Source organism: Pseudomonas sp. AB39(2026), from assembly GCF_059831485.1.
On sequence record NZ_CP195212.1, the window covers coordinates 4624051 to 4639764 of the forward strand.

16 protein-coding genes are annotated in these 15714 nt (G+C 59.0%); 9 read left to right on the top strand and 7 right to left on the bottom strand.

Annotated elements, in window-relative coordinates:
- Positions 1-2 precede the first annotated feature (2 nt).
- The 4 genes from ACSAMW_RS21355 to ACSAMW_RS21370 all read left to right on the top strand — a co-directional run bounded on the left by ACSAMW_RS21355 (position 3) and on the right by ACSAMW_RS21370 (position 3895).
- A complete protein-coding gene (locus ACSAMW_RS21355) occupies positions 3-827 on the top strand; it encodes a mechanosensitive ion channel family protein (RefSeq protein WP_500591968.1) in 825 nt (274 codons plus the stop codon).
- Positions 828-944: 117 nt separating this feature from the next.
- Entirely contained in the window at positions 945-1511 is a 567-nt protein-coding gene (sigX, locus tag ACSAMW_RS21360) for an RNA polymerase sigma factor SigX (protein WP_168084326.1), read from the top strand.
- 111 nt (positions 1512-1622) lie between these two features.
- Positions 1623-2681 carry an OmpA family protein gene (locus ACSAMW_RS21365; RefSeq protein WP_500591970.1) on the top strand — a complete coding sequence of 353 codons (1059 nt, stop codon included), beginning with the start codon at positions 1623-1625 and terminating at the stop codon, positions 2679-2681.
- Positions 2682-2854: 173 nt separating this feature from the next.
- On the top strand, positions 2855-3895 hold the full coding sequence (locus ACSAMW_RS21370; protein WP_500594100.1) for a quinone-dependent dihydroorotate dehydrogenase: 1041 nt from the start codon (positions 2855-2857) through the stop codon (positions 3893-3895).
- Between the two features lie 113 nt (positions 3896-4008).
- Here ACSAMW_RS21370 and rmf read toward each other — a convergent pair whose 3' ends face one another.
- Positions 4009-4224: a ribosome modulation factor gene (rmf, locus tag ACSAMW_RS21375; RefSeq protein ID WP_168084199.1), complete on the bottom strand. Its 216-nt coding sequence runs from the start codon at positions 4222-4224 to the stop codon at positions 4009-4011.
- Positions 4225-4737: 513 nt separating this feature from the next.
- Here rmf and rlmKL point away from each other — a divergent pair.
- Positions 4738-6945: a bifunctional 23S rRNA (guanine(2069)-N(7))-methyltransferase RlmK/23S rRNA (guanine(2445)-N(2))-methyltransferase RlmL gene (gene rlmKL / locus ACSAMW_RS21380; RefSeq protein ID WP_500591971.1), complete on the top strand. Its 2208-nt coding sequence runs from the start codon at positions 4738-4740 to the stop codon at positions 6943-6945.
- Between the two features lie 123 nt (positions 6946-7068).
- Positions 7069-9453, top strand: a complete 2385-nt coding sequence (locus tag ACSAMW_RS21385) for a sensor domain-containing diguanylate cyclase (RefSeq protein ID WP_500591972.1) — start codon at positions 7069-7071, stop codon at positions 9451-9453.
- A 2-nt stretch (positions 9454-9455) separates the two neighbouring features.
- Here the strand turns inward: ACSAMW_RS21385 and dacB are convergent, their stop codons facing one another.
- Positions 9456-10907 (bottom strand): D-alanyl-D-alanine carboxypeptidase/D-alanyl-D-alanine endopeptidase, encoded by a 1452-nt coding sequence (gene dacB / locus ACSAMW_RS21390; protein WP_500591973.1) that lies wholly within the window; start codon positions 10905-10907, stop codon positions 9456-9458.
- A gap of 209 nt (positions 10908-11116) precedes the next feature.
- On the opposite strand from dacB, the gene ACSAMW_RS21395 reads away from it, so the two are divergent.
- On the top strand, positions 11117-11464 hold the full coding sequence (locus tag ACSAMW_RS21395; RefSeq protein ID WP_168084203.1) for a YggL family protein: 348 nt from the start codon (positions 11117-11119) through the stop codon (positions 11462-11464).
- An 84-nt stretch (positions 11465-11548) separates the two neighbouring features.
- Here the strand turns inward: ACSAMW_RS21395 and ACSAMW_RS21400 are convergent, their stop codons facing one another.
- The 5 genes from ACSAMW_RS21400 to ACSAMW_RS21420 form a co-directional block, all read right to left on the bottom strand.
- Complete coding sequence (locus ACSAMW_RS21400; RefSeq protein WP_500591974.1) at positions 11549-12172, bottom strand: response regulator; 624 nt, start codon at positions 12170-12172, stop codon at positions 11549-11551.
- Between the two features lie 108 nt (positions 12173-12280).
- Entirely contained in the window at positions 12281-13612 is a 1332-nt protein-coding gene (locus ACSAMW_RS21405) for a deoxyguanosinetriphosphate triphosphohydrolase (protein ID WP_500591975.1), read from the bottom strand.
- A 67-nt stretch (positions 13613-13679) separates the two neighbouring features.
- Positions 13680-14015 carry a hypothetical protein gene (locus tag ACSAMW_RS21410; protein ID WP_500591976.1) on the bottom strand — a complete coding sequence of 112 codons (336 nt, stop codon included), beginning with the start codon at positions 14013-14015 and terminating at the stop codon, positions 13680-13682.
- Positions 14012-14416: a phage holin family protein gene (locus tag ACSAMW_RS21415; protein ID WP_168084207.1), complete on the bottom strand. Its 405-nt coding sequence runs from the start codon at positions 14414-14416 to the stop codon at positions 14012-14014. The genes ACSAMW_RS21410 and ACSAMW_RS21415 overlap by 4 nt, the downstream gene beginning before the upstream one ends.
- A gap of 1 nt (position 14417) precedes the next feature.
- A complete protein-coding gene (locus ACSAMW_RS21420) occupies positions 14418-14732 on the bottom strand; it encodes an ElaB/YgaM/YqjD family protein (protein ID WP_168084208.1) in 315 nt (104 codons plus the stop codon).
- 226 nt (positions 14733-14958) lie between these two features.
- Here ACSAMW_RS21420 and ACSAMW_RS21425 point away from each other — a divergent pair, with 226 nt between their 5' ends.
- Both ACSAMW_RS21425 and ACSAMW_RS21430 read left to right on the top strand, forming a co-directional pair.
- Positions 14959-15195, top strand: a complete 237-nt coding sequence (locus ACSAMW_RS21425; RefSeq protein WP_500591977.1) for a glutaredoxin family protein — start codon at positions 14959-14961, stop codon at positions 15193-15195.
- A gap of 158 nt (positions 15196-15353) precedes the next feature.
- A complete protein-coding gene (locus ACSAMW_RS21430) occupies positions 15354-15680 on the top strand; it encodes a transcriptional regulator (protein WP_500591978.1) in 327 nt (108 codons plus the stop codon).
- Positions 15681-15714 lie beyond the last annotated feature (34 nt).

Genomic DNA, 15714 nt, shown 5'->3' on the forward strand with positions numbered 1-15714 from the left:
ACATGGAACTCGACCTCTGGACCCAAAGCCTGGTCACCGCAATGACCGCCCTGTGGACCAAAGTCGCTGGCTTCATTCCCAACCTCTTCGGCGCCTTGGTGGTGATCCTGTTGGGGTTTGTGGTCGCCAAGCTGCTCGATGCGCTGCTGTCGCGCGTACTGGCAAAGGTAGGCCTGGACCGCTTGATGGCAGGCACAGGCCTTACCAAATTGATGGGCCGTGCCGGGGTGCGCGTTCCCATCTCTACAGTGGTAGGGAAAATTGTCTACTGGTTCGTGTTGCTGATTTTCCTGGTATCGGCGGCCGAATCCTTAGGTTTGCAGCGGGTATCGGCCACGCTGGACGTCTTGGCCCTGTACCTGCCCAAAGTGTTCGGGGCGGTGCTGGTGCTGCTGGTCGGCGTGTTGCTTGCCCAGTTGGTGAACGGCATTGTGCGCGGTGCTGCAGAAGGGGTAGGCATAGACTATGCCGGCGGCCTTGGGCGGGTATCGCAATGGTTGGTCATTATCATCAGTATTTCCGTGGCCATCAGCCAGTTGGAGATCAAGACCGACCTGCTCAACCATGTGATTGTGATCGCGCTCATAACCGTTGGTCTGGCCGTGGCCCTCGCCATGGGGCTGGGAAGCCGTGACATTGCCGGGCAGATTCTGGCAGGTATTTATGTGCGTGAGCTGTATCAGGTAGGCCAGCAGGTGCGTGTTGGCGACCTTGAAGGGCACATCGAAGAAATTGGTACCGTGAAAACAACGGTTGTCACGGAGGAAGGTGAGTGGGTGTCGGTATCGAACCGTGTGCTGCTCGCAGAGAAGGTCAGTAGCCGCTAGGCGTGCATATTCTGCTAGTATGCCCGCCGCGAAAAATTGCCGGCCCCCGTGGGCCGAGCGGTGCATCTGACCTGACCTGCGGCCTGAACCGTTTTGATTAAAGTGCCAACGCCCGCCGTGCGATACGACCCACTAGCGCTTTCCGATGAAGAGCTGGTAGCCCGTTCGCATGAAGAGCTATTCCATGTGACGCGTGCCTACGAGGAATTGATGCGCCGCTACCAGCGGACCCTGTTCAACGTATGCTCGCGTTACCTTGGGAACGATCGAGACGCTGACGATGTCTGTCAGGAAGTGATGCTGAAGGTGCTGTATGGCCTAAAGAATTTCGAAGGTAAGTCGAAATTCAAAACGTGGCTTTACAGCATCACTTATAACGAATGCATCACGCAGTATCGGAAGGAGAGGCGCAAGCGCAGGCTAATGGATGCCTTGAGCCTCGATCCGGTGGAAGAAGCCTCGGAGGAGAAATCCCCGAAGCCTGAGGAGCGCGGCGGTCTTGACCGTTGGCTAGTGCATGTGAACCCGATTGATCGGGAAATCCTGGTGCTGCGTTTTGTCGCAGAGCTGGAATTCCAGGAAATCGCAGACATCATGCACATGGGTCTGAGCGCGACGAAAATGCGGTACAAACGCGCGCTCGACAAGCTGCGCGAGAAATTCGCTAACGTTATGGAAACTTAACGGAACGCGGTTCTCTCTAACTGGCGTGCAAGTTCTGCTAGAATTGCCGCCAAGTTGTCCCACGCAGTCCTGGTGGGATCACTTAACAATCACCAGATGGGGATTTAACGGATGAAACTGAAAAACACCTTGGGCCTGGCCATTGGCTCTCTTGTTGCCGCAACCTCTTTCGGCGTACTGGCACAGGGCCAAGGCGCTGTCGAGGGTGAGCTGTTCACCAAGAAGTACTACACCGACAGTTCGCGTGACCTGGACGATGCCAACCTGTACGGCGGCTCGATCGGTTACTTCCTGACCGACGACGTTGAGCTGCGCCTTGGCTACGACGGCATCCACAACATTCGGTCGAACAACGGCACCGATAACCAGAAAATCCACGGTGGCAACGCTGCCCTGGACGCCGTGTACCACTTCGGTACCCCAGGTGTAGGCCTGCGTCCGTATCTCTCCGCTGGCTTCTCCCAGCAGAGCATCAGCAACGTCGAAGCGAACGGCCACAAAGGTCGTGACCACTCCACCTTCTTCAACGCTGGTGGCGGCGCCAAGTACTACTTCACCGAAAACATCTACGCACGTGCTGGCGTTGAAGCCATGTACAACATCGACCGTGGCGAGACCGAGTGGGCTCCAAGCGTTGGTGTGGGCGTGAACTTCGGTGGCGGCGCCAAGCAGCAGGAAGAAGTAGCTGCCGCTCCTGCTCCAGTGGCTGAAGTGTGCTCCGACTCGGACAACGACGGCGTTTGCGACAACGTCGACAAGTGCCCGAACACCCCTGCCAACACCGCTGTTGACGCTGATGGCTGCCCAGCCGTTGCTGAAACCGTTCGTGTTGAACTGGACGTGAAATTCGACTTCAACAAGTCGGTCGTCAAGCCTAACAGCTATGCCGACATCAAGAACCTGGCCGACTTCATGAAGCAATACCCGGCTACCACCACCACCGTTGAAGGTCATACCGACTCCGTTGGTACCGACGCTTACAACCAGAAGCTGTCCGAGAAGCGCGCTGCCGCTGTTCGTAACGTTCTGGTTAACCAGTACGGTGTTGAAGGTGGTCGTGTGAACTCTGTTGGCTACGGCGAAAGCCGCCCAGTTGCTGACAACGCCACTGACGCTGGCCGCGCGATCAACCGTCGCGTAGAAGCTGAAGTAGAAGCTCAAGCCAAGTAATTGCACTGAGTTTCAGAAAAAGCCCGGGCATTGCCCGGGCTTTTTTGTGGGCAGCGGTTAGGTAAACCATCAGGTTGAGCCTGGCCTGTAACGAATCTACCACCAGTGCCGACAAAACCGGTTTCGGCCTATATACTGCCGGCTGTTTTTTGACCATGCCGAGCACGCCGACCATGTACGACCTGGCCCGCCAACTGCTGTTCAAGCTGTCCGCCGAAACTTCCCATGACCTGTCGCTGGACCTCATTGGTGCCGGTGGCCGGCTGGGCCTTAACCGGCGTTTGGTAAAGGCCCCAGCATCTCTGCCGGTCAAGGTACTAGGCCTTGAGTTCGAAAACCCAGTAGGGTTGGCGGCAGGCCTGGACAAGAACGGCGCGGCCATCGACGGTTTTGCGCAGCTGGGTTTCGGTTTTGTGGAAATTGGCACAGTTACGCCACGCCCTCAGCCAGGCAATCCACGCCCGCGGCTGTTCCGCCTGCCAGAAGCCACTGCGATCATCAACCGCATGGGCTTCAACAACCTGGGTGTCGACCACCTGGTTGCTCAGGTAAAAGCAGCCCGATACACAGGGGTGCTGGGCATCAATATCGGCAAGAACTTCGACACACCCGTGGAGCGTGCTCACGAGGACTACCTGCTGTGCTTGAACAAGGTTCATGAGCACGCCAGCTACGTGACGGTTAACGTGAGCTCGCCCAATACACCTGGCCTGCGCAGCCTGCAGTTCGGTGACTCTCTAAAAACACTGCTCGATGCCTTGGCAAGCCGTCGTGAAGCCTTGGCCCTAAGCAGCGGGCGACGCGTGCCGCTGGCTATCAAGATCGCGCCCGACATGACCGATGAGGAAACCCTTCAGGTAGCGGCTGCCCTACGCGCTACAGGCATGGACGCTGTGATCGCTACCAACACCACACTGTCCCGTGAAGGGGTAGAGGGGTTGCAGCATGGAGAGGAAGCCGGTGGGCTGTCGGGTGCCCCGGTGCGTGCGAAGAGTACGCACACCGTGCGGCTGTTGGCAGGGGCGCTGAAAGGCGAGGTTCCGATCATCGCAGCAGGCGGCATTACAGAAGGCGCTCATGCGGCTGAAAAAATCGAAGCCGGGGCCAGCCTTGTGCAGGTGTATTCAGGGTTCATCTACCGAGGGCCGGCGCTGATCCGGGAGTCGGTGGATGCCATTGCGGCACTGCCGGGCTGGGTCCGCTCAGCAAAGTGAAGGGAGAGGGGCAGGGGCGACCACGCCTGTGGTGCCCCTGCAGGTCCATTCACTAAAATGGAATGGGCTAGCGCCTGGATAAGGCGCGGTGAAACAGAGGAAACTGTCGGGTGTCAGCCGACCGCGTGAAGTTCGTTGAGCCTATGGAGCCCGGCCGTACCGGTCATGCCATCCCAGTTGTCACCACGGCCCTCGCGCCAGCCATTGATCCACGCTTGCCGGACCGAAGGTAGGGTGAAGGGGCACAGCTCTCGGGATTTGCCACTGAGGCCGTTCTGATAGCCGCGAAGAAATGCTCGTTCCAACGGATCACGCTTGAGTCTTCTCATAGGGTGTAGCCCTCGTTTGTTGACTGATGTCCCGTCGGCCACTGTGGGCCGGGCAGTCATCGACTGCCGGTGATAAAGGCCTGCTGCCGGCGTCGCAGGCTTGGAAGGCCTTACCCTTGCGGTAAGGCCTGGCTTCATTTCTAAACAACCTTGAAGGCAGAGGGAATGAACGTTTTGTAATAAGATATTCACCTTTAGTGCCTTCAGACATAAGGCCGTAACAATTCTTTCACGGCGCAGTAAATGCAAACGATTGAAAGTTCTGGTGTTTTGTTTCTCGTAAGGGCTCAGAGGCGCTCTTATGAACACCGCTGGTGCATGTTGATACGATCGACGAAAGGCAGTAACTAATTGTGACCAGATGAGTTTTAGGCTGTTTGAACGTCTAATCCTTTTTGACGCAAGGGACGTTCGAGCGGCAGGCACAGGCGTGCCCAGGCAGCGTTGGCGGAAACAGCGCTCGATTAACCGGCCCGGGAATGCGTTCTCCGGCCCTCTCACAGGCTTTACCGAATGTCCGATGTAGCTGAGCTTTACCTTACCTGCCCTAAAGGCCTTGAAGGCCTGCTTGCTGAAGAAGCGGCCACCCTGGGCCTGGCCGACGTGCGTGAGCACACCGCTGCTGTACGTGGGGAGGCCACCCTGGAGACGGCCTACCGTTTATGCGTATGGTCCCGGCTGGCCAACCGTGTGCTGCTGGTGCTCAAGCGCTTCCAGATGAAAAACGCCGAAGATCTGTACCACGGCGTGCGCGAGGTGGAGTGGGCCGACCATTTGGAGCCCACTGGCACGTTGGCAGTCGAATTCAGTGGCCATGGTTCGGGCATCGACAACACGCATTTTGGGGCGCTTAAGGTCAAGGACGCGATCGTGGACAGCCTGCGCGCCCCAGACGGCCAACGCCCAGGCGTGGACAAGCTCAACCCTGACCTGCGCATTCACTTACGCCTGGACCGCGGCGAAGCCATCCTGTCTCTGGACCTGTCCGGCCATAGCCTTCACCAGCGGGGCTACCGGCTGCAGCAGGGTGCTGCGCCGCTGAAGGAAAACCTGGCAGCCGCGATTCTCATTCGGGCCGGTTGGCCGCGCTTGGCTGCGGAGGGTGGCGCGTTGGCTGACCCCATGTGTGGTGTGGGCACTTTTCTAGTAGAAGCTGCCATGATAGCCGCCGACCTGGCGCCGAACCTTCGTCGCGAGCGTTGGGGGTTCAGTGGCTGGTTGGGGCACGTTCCGGCGGTATGGCGCAAGGTACATGACGAGGCCACCGACCGAGCGCGCGAAGGGCTTTCACGCAAGCCCACCTGGATTCGTGGCTATGAGGCCGACCCTCGGTTGATCCAGCCGGCTCGCAATAACATTGAACGTGCTGGCTTGAGCGACTGGATCAAAGTCTACCAAGGCGAAGTCGCTACCTTCGAGCCGCGGCCCGACCAGAACCAGAAAGGCCTGGTGGTGTGCAACCCACCCTACGGCGAGCGCCTGGGCGACGAGGCCAGCCTGGTCTACCTGTACCAGCATTTGGGCGAGCGCTTGCGCCAGGCCTGCCTGAACTGGCAGGCGGCAATTTTTACTGCTGCACCAGACCTGGGCAAGCGCATGGGGATCCGCAGCCACAAGCAGTATGCCTTCTGGAACGGCGCCTTGCCCTGCAAGCTCCTGCTGCTGGATGTGGTACCCCAGCAGTTCGTGACCGGTGAGCGCCGCACCGGGCCGGCTAACCAGGACCCGCAGGCCTATGATCAGCCAACGGTCCCTGTACCGGCGGTGGCAGAAGCGGCGCGGTTAAGCGAAGGCGCACAGATGTTCGCTAACCGCTTGCAGAAAAACCTGGTGAAACTGGGCAAGTGGGCCCGTCGCGAGGGCATAGGGTGCTACCGCGTGTACGACGCCGACATGCCCGAGTATGCCTTTGCCATCGACCTTTACCAAGGTTGGGTCCACGTACAGGAATACGCAGCGCCCAAGTCCATCGACCCTCAGAAGGCACAGGCGCGCCTGTTCGATGCACTGGCAGCGATTCCGGTTGCGCTGGGCGTAGACCCCAAGCAGGTGGTGCTCAAGCGCCGTGAGCGCCAGAGCGGTACGCGTCAGTACGAGCGTCAAGGGACTCAAGGGGCCTTCATGGAGGTTACCGAAGCCGGGGCCCGACTATTGGTCAACCTCACTGACTACCTGGACACCGGCCTGTTCCTTGACCATCGCCCCCTGCGTACACGCATTCAGCGCGAGGCCGAAGGCAAACGGTTCCTCAACCTGTTCTGCTACACCGGGGCTGCCACTGTCCATGCTGCCAAGGGCAATGCCCGCTCCACCACCAGCGTGGACCTTTCACGTACCTATCTGGATTGGGCACGCCGCAATCTGGCGCTCAATGGCCTGTCCGAGCGGCATCAGTTGGTTCAAAGCGATGTGATGACTTGGTTGGAGGCAGAACGAGGGGAGTATGACCTGATCTTTATCGACCCACCCACCTTCTCCAACTCCAAGCGTATGGAAGGGGTGTTCGATGTACAGCGAGACCATGTGCGTTTGCTGGACCTGGCCATGGCCCGCCTCGCCCAAGGCGGGGTGCTGTATTTCTCGAACAATTTCCGTCGTTTCGTGATGGACGAAGACATAGCAGGCCGTTACGCCGTAGAGGACATCAGCCGGCATACCATTGACCCGGACTTCGCACGCAACGAGCGCATCCACCGCGCATGGCGAATCCAGGCCAGGTAGACGCCGGTCTCCTGTCTGATACCGTCGGGGGTAATCACTGGCCACTATGCAAAATAATGGCCAGTGGCTATAAGTCTTGCAGGCTTGCGCGGATGGAGCGCGCAGGTTTCATGAGTACTCTGTATGTTGCCTCGAACGGACACCGCGAAGATTTTCGGCTTTATCAACGAAGGCGCCAGTGCCTGGCGCGTTTTGCTGCTGGGGCTGGTGCTTGGTTTTGCTGTCACTGCTGCACTTGTCATCACGTCAAGCCTGCTTTCCCGCCAGCAGGTCCAGCAACGTTTCGAACTGTTGGCCAGTGAGCGTACGGCACGCATTGAAGAGCGGTTGACAGACCAAACGGGGCGGCTGGACAGCTTGCGGCGATTTGCCACTTGGGCCGAGCCGTTGACTGAGAGAGCATTTGAGGGCTTCTCTCAGCCGTTGCTGACGCGCACTCGGGGTTACTCCTGGGTGCCTGTAGTCAGTGCACAGGACCGCGCACGGTTCGAAGCTCAGGCAGGCTTCCCTATACAAGTGCTAGGGCCTTCCGGCGAGCTGGTTGATTCGCCGCCAGCGCAAACGTATTTTCCGATCTATTTCAACACATTGACCGGTGGAGGCAAGGCGCCCTATGGCTTCGATGTGGGCTCTAGCCCTGAACGACGCAGCACCCTCAACAACGCCTTGGCGAGCCAGGGGCTAGCCGCCTCCGCACCGCTGGACCTGATTGGCATTGACTCACCCTATAACCGAGGGGTGTTGGTGGTTGCCCCGGTCTACCATTGGCGCGCGCCTTCATTGGGCCAGGGGGCGCCGCGGCTGCGAGGGTTCGTTAGCGCGATTGTCAGCGTGCACGAGCTCCTGGCCAATGGCTTGCCGGACCCTCAGGAAGATAATCTCTACGTCCGTATCCTGGACCTCTCAAACCCGGGGCAACAGGAAGTGCTGTATGCCTCGGACAACCAGCGCGGCGATACCAGCTTGGCCATGAGCCGGTTGTTGCACCTTGCAGACCGTAGCTATCGCATCGAACTCAGCCCCAGCCAGGTATTCATGAGCAACAACCGGTCGGCAATCGCGTTGTCGATCGGAGTGCTCGGCACGTTGCTGACGCTGTTGCTATGCGTGCTGCTGTACAGCCTGGTAACCCAGCGTCAGCGGGCCTTGCGCCTGGTCAGCCAGCGCACTGACGAGCTCAGCCGAAGCGAGCAACAGTTGCGCCATACCCATGCTCAACTCAAGAGCATTCTGGATGCTGCCACCGAGGTGGCAATCATTGGTACGGACCTGTCCGGCATGATCACGACGTTCAACGCCGGTGCCGAGCGTATGTTTGGTTACAGCGAGACGCAGGTCACTCAACAGATGCGACTGGGGGATTTTCACCTTCACAGCGAACTGGCCAACCGTGCCGGTGAACTGGAGTACCGCCTTGGGCGACCTATTTCGACCATGGACGCCATGCTGTACAACGATGAGCCGTCGGGTTCCCCTGAGGCCCACCACTGGACCCTGGTACGTAGCGACGGCTCAAGCCTGACCGCTAACATGCTGGTCACCGCGATGCACGATGAGCACACCGAACTCATCGGTTACCTGGCTGTGTGTATCGATGTGACCGAGAGCCTGCGCACACTTCAGGCATTGGCTGCGCGCGACCGTCTGCTTGAGCGGCTCAGTGCAGAGGTACCCGGTGGCATCTTCCAGCTCAGGTTCGATAACGACGGCTCCTCAGCATTTGTATACGCCAGCCGCGGGTTGGAGGCTATCTACGAAATCGACCTGGCGACGCTGGCGCAAGACGCTTCGGGCGTGTTCGAGCGTGTTCACCCTGACGATGAAGCAGACTTGCGAGCGTCTATCGTGGTGTCCGCCCGCCAGCTCACTCGGTGGCAGGCCGAGTACCGCGTGTGCCTGCCGCTGCGCGGTGAACGCTGGGTGCGAGGAGAAGCCACACCCGAGCGGCTGGCAGGTGGGAGCGTGTTGTGGCACGGCTACCTTTCCGACATCAGCGACCTCAAGCGCGTGGAGCATGAGCTGCGCAGGCTGTCTGTTACCGATGCCCTTACAGGCATTCATAACCGTCGTTATTTTCAGGAGCGTTTAGAGGCCGAGCTTGACCGAGCCCGTCGTGAACGCTCAAGCCTGGCGATCGTGATGCTGGATATTGACCATTTCAAGCGTATCAACGACCGGTTCGGGCATCCTGTTGGCGACCGTGTGTTGCAAGCTATCTGTCGCACCTTCAGCCAGCGGCTGCGGCGTAATGATGTGTTCTGCCGGCTGGGAGGGGAAGAGTTTGCCGTTCTATGTGCAGGGAGCACTCTGGAGCAGGCACACTGCTTGGCTACAGAGTTGTGGCAGGCAGTACGTAACACACCCGTGGAGGGGGTAGGGCAGGTCACTGCCAGCTTTGGCGTAGCGGGCTGGCACCTTGGCGAAAGCGGCGAGGCCCTACTGGCGCGGGCCGATGCCGGTGTGTACCTGGCCAAGCAGAGCGGGCGTGACCAGGTGGTGCAAGGCTGATATCAGGGCAAGGCGGCCGTCGTCGCTACACGAGGCTGGTTGTAGAGGTCTAGCAGCACCTGGTCCAGCACTGAGCGAGCGCCCCAAGGCTTGGGATCGTTCAAGATGGCGACCACCGCCCATGTGTTGCCGTTCACGTCCCGGCTAAAGCCTGCTATCGCCCGAACGGTGTTCAATGTACCTGTCTTGATATGGCCTTCACCGGCCATGCTCGTACGCTTGAGGCGCTTGCGCATGGTGCCATCCATGCCCACCAGCGGCATGGAGCTCATGAATTCCGCCGCGTAGGGGCTACGCCAGGCCGCCTGCAGCAGGCTGGCCATTTCTCGTGCACTCACGCGCTCGGCACGGGACAGGCCGCTGCCGTTCTCCATGACCAAGTGAGGGGACGTGATACCTTTTTTCGCCAGCCATTGGCGGATCATGCGCTGTGCGGCTTTAGCGTCATCAGCGTCGGCATCGGTACGGAACTGAGCGCCAATGGTCAGGAACAACTGCTGAGCCATGGTGTTGTTGCTGTACTTGTTGATGTCGCGGATGACTTCAGCCAGGTCCGGTGAGAACGCCCTGGCGAGCAGGCGTGCATTCTTGGGAACCACGCCATCGCGATCTGCACCGCTGATGCTGCCACCCAGTTCCGACCAGATGGCGCGAATAGCCCCTGCCGAGTAGGCGAAGTGGTCCAGTAACGAAAGGTAGGTCTGCGAGCTGCAGCCATCGGCCAGTTGCCCACTGACCACAACATTGATGCCGTCAGCCTGGGGCACCGGGTTATACCGTACTTCGCCGGTGCACTTGCTACCGCCAACGGCTTTGACCTGGTTGTCCAGATGAATGGTACCTATGGGCGGCTCTACCGCCACGGACACCTTGCCGCCGTCATTGCGAGCAACAAAACGCATGGCTTTGAGGTTGATCATCAAGGCGTCCGGGCGCACCAGGAAAGGCGCGTTTTCGTCGTTGCCGTCGTCATTGAATGTTGGAAGCACGGGCTGCTTGAAGAAGCTGCGGTCCAGCACCAGGTCGCCTGTGATCTGTTGTACGCCGTTGGCGCGAAGGTCGCGCATCAACAGCCACAGCTTTTCCATGTTCAGCTTGGGGTCACCGCCGCCCTTTACATAAAGGTTGCCGCGCAATACGCCGTTGCTGAGTGTACCGTCGGTATAGAACTCGGTTTTCCACTGAAAAGTCGGCCCTAGCAACTCCAGGGCGGCAAAGGTAGTGACCAGCTTCATGGTGGAGGCAGGGTTAACGGATACATCGGCATTGAACAGGGTAGTGGAGCCCGGACCGCTCAAAGGAAGCATCGCCAAGGACAGGGCATTGTCGTTGAGCTTGCTGGCCTTGAGGGCCTGTTCCACTTTGGGCGTAAGCCCGGCAGGGGCCGCATGTAGCGGCGCAACACCTGCCAGCAGCAAGCCGGCAACTAACCAGGGGCGCAAGGTTTTGATCATGAATACAGAACTCTGAGGCGCGCTTGAAGTAAGGAGCATGAAAAGATGAAGGCTCCCGCTAAAGTTGCGCATTATGCCTGATGCACTGCCGGGCTGGGCGTAGACTGGAACCGGCTGTAGGAAAATTTACGTCTTGTGGTACACCCGCTCGGCAATTCTCGCGCTTAACTGGTACAGTGCCGCGCTTGAAACTCATGAGGACTTACCCAATGGCTACAAACCGCTCCCGCCGCCTGCGCAAAAAACTGTGCGTAGACGAATTCCAGGAACTGGGCTTCGAATTGAACCTGGCGTTCAAGGAAAGCCTGAGCGAAGCCGAGATCGATGCCTTCCTGGTGGACTTCCTTCGGGATGCCATGAAAGCCAACGGCGTCGACTATGTAGGTGGCGATGATTTCGGCCTGGTATGCCTGGCCAAGCGCGGCTCGGTTAGCGAAGAACAACGCGCTGCCGTCGAAACCTGGCTCAAAGGCCGTAGCGAACTGACCAATATCGAAGTCAGCCCGCTGCTGGACGTGTGGTACCCGGAAAAGCCGGTTAACACCACCGCAGCCTGATAAATACCTTGCAGGGCGCAGAGCAGGCCGTTCGCTAACGGCTTCTGCCTCCTGCAAGGGCAGTGGCCCTTGCTTGCCGCTGCCTTATACAACCGCGTTTCTTTTCGCGATCTCCAGCAGGTCTACCAGCGACCTGGCCTTAAGCTTGTTCATCAGCCGTTTCTTGTACGTACTCACTGTCTTGTTACTGAGAAACATGCCCTCTGCGATTTCTCGATTTGTTCGCCCTTGGGCAAACATCTGCAGTACCATCAGCTCGCGGTCGTTGACGTGTTGGAACAATGCCAGCTCAAGCCTGCGTTCCGGGTCGTCAGTAGTGCCCAATGTGAGGCTGGGAAAGTAGTTGTAGCCTGCGAACACTGCCCGCACCGCACTTGCCAATTCCGTAAGGTCTTCGACCTTGCAGACGTAGCCGGCAGCACCCAGCTGCATGCAGCGCCTGGCAAAGAGCTGCGGAGCTTGAGCCGTCAGCACCAGAATGCGACAGGGCATGCCCATGGCTTGAAAACGCGCCAGCACTTCCAGGCCATCCAAGCGCGGCAGGCTGATATCCAGGATAATCAACTGCGGCATGCGCTCACGCACCATACGCATGCCGTCTACGCCATTGTCCGTTTCACCAATGATTTCGTAGCCTTCATTCTCAAGCACCATTCGCACGGCCAGCCGGCTGACCGGATGATCTTCAATGATAAGTACCGAACCCATTCCTGCATCCTTGTCGCAATCAGGTGCAGGACCTTAGCTCACTTGTGGCCTGGCAGGGGGTGGTGGCAGGTATATCAGACTATTCCATGTCAGTGGCCGCAGGCGCCCTTATACGGGGATAGCGCGCCCGGTCATTTCACTGGCCATTTCACTGGCATAGCTGTCTGTCATGCCCGCAATAAAGTCGATCATCCGCAGAAACGCAGCATGCAGGGGCCAGTTGGGCTCGGGGGCACTGCTGCCCATCAGGTCAAGAATTCGCCTGTTCTTGAAAGACAGGCGTGCCCCACCGTGCTGTTCGAGTGCTGCGCCACAGAACGCATTGAGCAGTACTTCAAGGGTGGTATAGGCCCCGATTTCGTGGAGGGTCTTGCGCTTGTCCTGGAATATCTTCTGGCGTGCGATATCCTTGGCGCCCAGCACGCAACGTTTGGCAGGGCCGGACATGTGTTCCACCAGGTCGCCTGAAAGCGTGCCCGCTAGCAGGGCCTTCTGCTGCTCCACAAACGCCCTTGCCGCAGCGTTGGTCAGGTGTTCGATCGCCTTGCCCCGCAAAATGGCCAGCTTGCGTCGCTGAGCCTCACGGGCGCTCAGCTGTCGGTAGGTTTCAGGGACGTCGTCACCGACCAGATCCAGCAACAGTGTTTCCACTTCCCGGTATTCGAGCAGGCCCATTTCGAGGCCGTCTTCCAGATCGATCAGGGCATAGCAGATGTCATCTGCTGCTTCCATCAGGTACACCAGTGGGTGACGTGCCCAGCGATGAGGCTCCAGTTGGGGCATCCCCAGGCGCCCGGCAATCTGTTCCAGCACAGGCAGTTCGCTCTGGTAGCAGCCAAACTTGTGTTTCTTGTAACCCAGCGAATCTGCATGCCGGGCAGTCCAAGGGTATTTCAGGTACGTGCCCAGCGTGGCATAGGTCAGGCGCATGCCACCTTCAAATTGGTGGTACTCCAGTTGGGTCAACACCCTCAAGCCCTGGGCATTACCCTCGAAGTTGAGAAAGTCCAGGCGCTCGCTGTCGTTCATGCTGTCGAGCCAGCCACGGCCGGCTGCCTGCTGAAACCATGAACGAATGGCATCTTCGCCAGAGTGGCCGAAGGGCGGGTTGCCGATGTCATGGGCCAGGCAGGCAGACTGCACCACCATGCCTAGATCGGCAGCATCGCACCAGGTAGGTAATTCGCTGCGCAAGGTTTCGCCCACTTGCATACCCAGCGATCGGCCCACGCAGCTGACTTCCAGGGAGTGGGTGAGCCGGGTATGAATATGATCGTTGCTTGAGACGGGGTGCACCTGGGTCTTTCGCCCCAGGCGCCGGAACGCACCAGAGAAGATGATGCGGTCGTGATCCTTGTGGAAAGGGCTGCGGCCAATCTCTTCGGCAGTGTGCAGAGGTTTCCCCAGCCGTTCGCGGGTAAGCAATGTGTGCCAGTCCAAGGCGATTCTCCTTTAGCGTTGGCCTAGCTTCATAGCTTTGAAGGGCTGGAGCAACCACCAAACCGTATCAACGTCTGCTGGCGCTCTGCAGAAGTTTGAGCAGCGGGACCAAGCTCACAGCTAGCTTGGTCAGCTTCCCCACAGTACCGATGCCACCTTTGCGTGCCCCTTTGCCTGACAGAAAGCCCAACAGGCTTACTAGGCCCACACCCCAGAGTGGGGCATGGCGCACACCTAGGTTCTTCCCAAGGCCCTGGCCCATAGTACGGAACCGTGACAGTGGGTTGACCATTTGGCGTGAGGACTGGCGTATTTCCTGGCGATGCATTTCCATACGCAAGCGAATCAGGGCCTTGCGCATTTCACGGCGGTTAGCGCCAGTGGGCGCACTGTGTCGGTTCATGGCAACAAACGCTCCCGGTCGTTGGCAAGTTCTTCGAGGGTGGCGTGGAAAGGCGACGACTCATCGAAGATGGCTGCCTTGAGCCGCATGGCACAGAACAGGCCTGCAAGCAGGTAGAACACGCACAAACCAATCATGCCGGGGATACGGTAGTTATCCCACAACAGGATCAGCACCAGCCCCGATAACGCCACCAATGCCAGTAGGGCAAATACCAGTGACAGGCCGGCGAACAACAGCAGGCTTAGGGTGCGCGCCTTCTGTTCCTGCAGTTCGATGCCAAGCAGTTCGATATGGCTGTGCAGCCACCCTAGCAGCGCGCCGCCCAGCCGACGACCAGCCGACCCGGTGGTCTCGCCTGCCGGCGGTGGAAGGGAGGTGGATTCGCTGTCTTGGTTCATATCAGCGCCTTGTAGCCAGCAGGCCTACCAGAAAGCCCACGCCAGCGGCGATGCCGACGGCGGGCAGTGGGTTAGCCTGCACGTAGTCTTCAGCTGCTACCAGTGCAGCAGCACCTTGTTCACGCAGTTGAAGCTCAGTTTCCTTGAGAGACGCACGGGCCTTGATCAGGCTTTCCTTGATCTGCTCACGCAGCTCATCGGCTTGCTCGCCTGCCAGGGTAGCGGTGTGTGCCAACAGCTTCTCGGTGTCGCTGATCAGCGTCTGGAAATCTGCAGTCAACACGTCTTGAGCGGTATTCAGGGTATCGCGGGGCATGGCGTCCTCCTTGGTTGGGCTTTGAAGTTCGAGTCCCGTTGCCTCCCCAAGGTTCAGCGTTTAGCCAGACCATTTTCGCCACGGGCACTTTTGTGCAGTGCGGGCAAGCCTTGGGCAGGGTGAACGCAAAGCTACGTTCAGTGACGGTAGGCGTGCGGTGGCTGGCCCTGTTACCGGCGTCTAGAATGCAGAGACTGTGCCCTCAGCCTGAAGGTCGCTCATTACCATGTGTCCAGAATGCCAGCTTTTTGTGGTGCTTAACTGCTCGCGCTGTGCGCTAGCCGAGGCAACCTTGTTGCCGCTCGTGGAGCATGGGCTGTGGTTGGAGCTGGTCGATGTACACGAAGCCGGTGGGCTGCCGCCAAGCTACCTGTCACGTGCGCCGCTGCTGCGCCGTGTAGACACAGGTGCAACGTTGGATTGGCCGTTCAACGCCGACCAGGTTGTTCACTTCCTGAAATAACCTGGGCTCTGTCAAACTCAGTAAAGCGTTGCACAATACGCGGCATTGGATTTGCGCAGGCTGGGACGCGCACGCGTTGCCTTTAGGGGTACGCCGCCTTATGCTGTATAAAAATACAGTGTGCACCCGGCGTTGCGCCAGCACTCTAAGGAAGGCGTGTGATCAATATTCAACAGCTTAAAACCAGCGTAAACCGCATGTCGCCAGAAACTGTCTTCGAAGCGGTGCTTGACCTGCGCCTCGATGGGCTGGTTATGGAAGGCAAAACGCCCTTCGGCAAGCTTCATTTCAATACCTGCTTTGCTGAAATCGAAGCGCTGTTCCAGCGCGCGGGCTACCATCAACGCCTGGATGTGGTAGGTCTCCAGGGCCAGGCCTATGCACTGTTCGACCCTGCCCGCTGGGATGCCGTAGACGTACTTCGCTGGCTGGAGGCGCAGGCCAAGGCCATGGCGGCAGGCCAGCCGCAGAGCATTGTGCTTTGACCCCAGGCTTGGGCACGCGATAATCGTGACCTGT

Bases quoted from the DNA above. Each gene is read 5' to 3' on its own strand.
- ACSAMW_RS21355 (WP_500591968.1), top strand. From the start codon at position 3: ATGGAACTCGACCTCTGGACCCAAAGCCTGGTCACCGCAATGACCGCC.
- ACSAMW_RS21365 (WP_500591970.1), top strand. From the start codon at position 1,623: ATGAAACTGAAAAACACCTTGGGCCTGGCCATTGGCTCTCTTGTTGCC.
- ACSAMW_RS21370 (WP_500594100.1), top strand. From the start codon at position 2,855: ATGTACGACCTGGCCCGCCAACTGCTGTTCAAGCTGTCCGCCGAAACT.
- rmf (WP_168084199.1), bottom strand. From the start codon at position 4,224: ATGAGAAGACTCAAGCGTGATCCGTTGGAACGAGCATTTCTTCGCGGC.
- rlmKL (WP_500591971.1), top strand. From the start codon at position 4,738: ATGTCCGATGTAGCTGAGCTTTACCTTACCTGCCCTAAAGGCCTTGAA.
- ACSAMW_RS21385 (WP_500591972.1), top strand. From the start codon at position 7,069: ATGTTGCCTCGAACGGACACCGCGAAGATTTTCGGCTTTATCAACGAA.
- dacB (WP_500591973.1), bottom strand. From the start codon at position 10,907: ATGATCAAAACCTTGCGCCCCTGGTTAGTTGCCGGCTTGCTGCTGGCA.
- ACSAMW_RS21395 (WP_168084203.1), top strand. From the start codon at position 11,117: ATGGCTACAAACCGCTCCCGCCGCCTGCGCAAAAAACTGTGCGTAGAC.
- ACSAMW_RS21400 (WP_500591974.1), bottom strand. From the start codon at position 12,172: ATGGGTTCGGTACTTATCATTGAAGATCATCCGGTCAGCCGGCTGGCC.
- ACSAMW_RS21410 (WP_500591976.1), bottom strand. From the start codon at position 14,015: ATGAACCGACACAGTGCGCCCACTGGCGCTAACCGCCGTGAAATGCGC.
- ACSAMW_RS21415 (WP_168084207.1), bottom strand. From the start codon at position 14,416: ATGAACCAAGACAGCGAATCCACCTCCCTTCCACCGCCGGCAGGCGAG.
- ACSAMW_RS21420 (WP_168084208.1), bottom strand. From the start codon at position 14,732: ATGCCCCGCGATACCCTGAATACCGCTCAAGACGTGTTGACTGCAGAT.
- ACSAMW_RS21425 (WP_500591977.1), top strand. From the start codon at position 14,959: ATGTGTCCAGAATGCCAGCTTTTTGTGGTGCTTAACTGCTCGCGCTGT.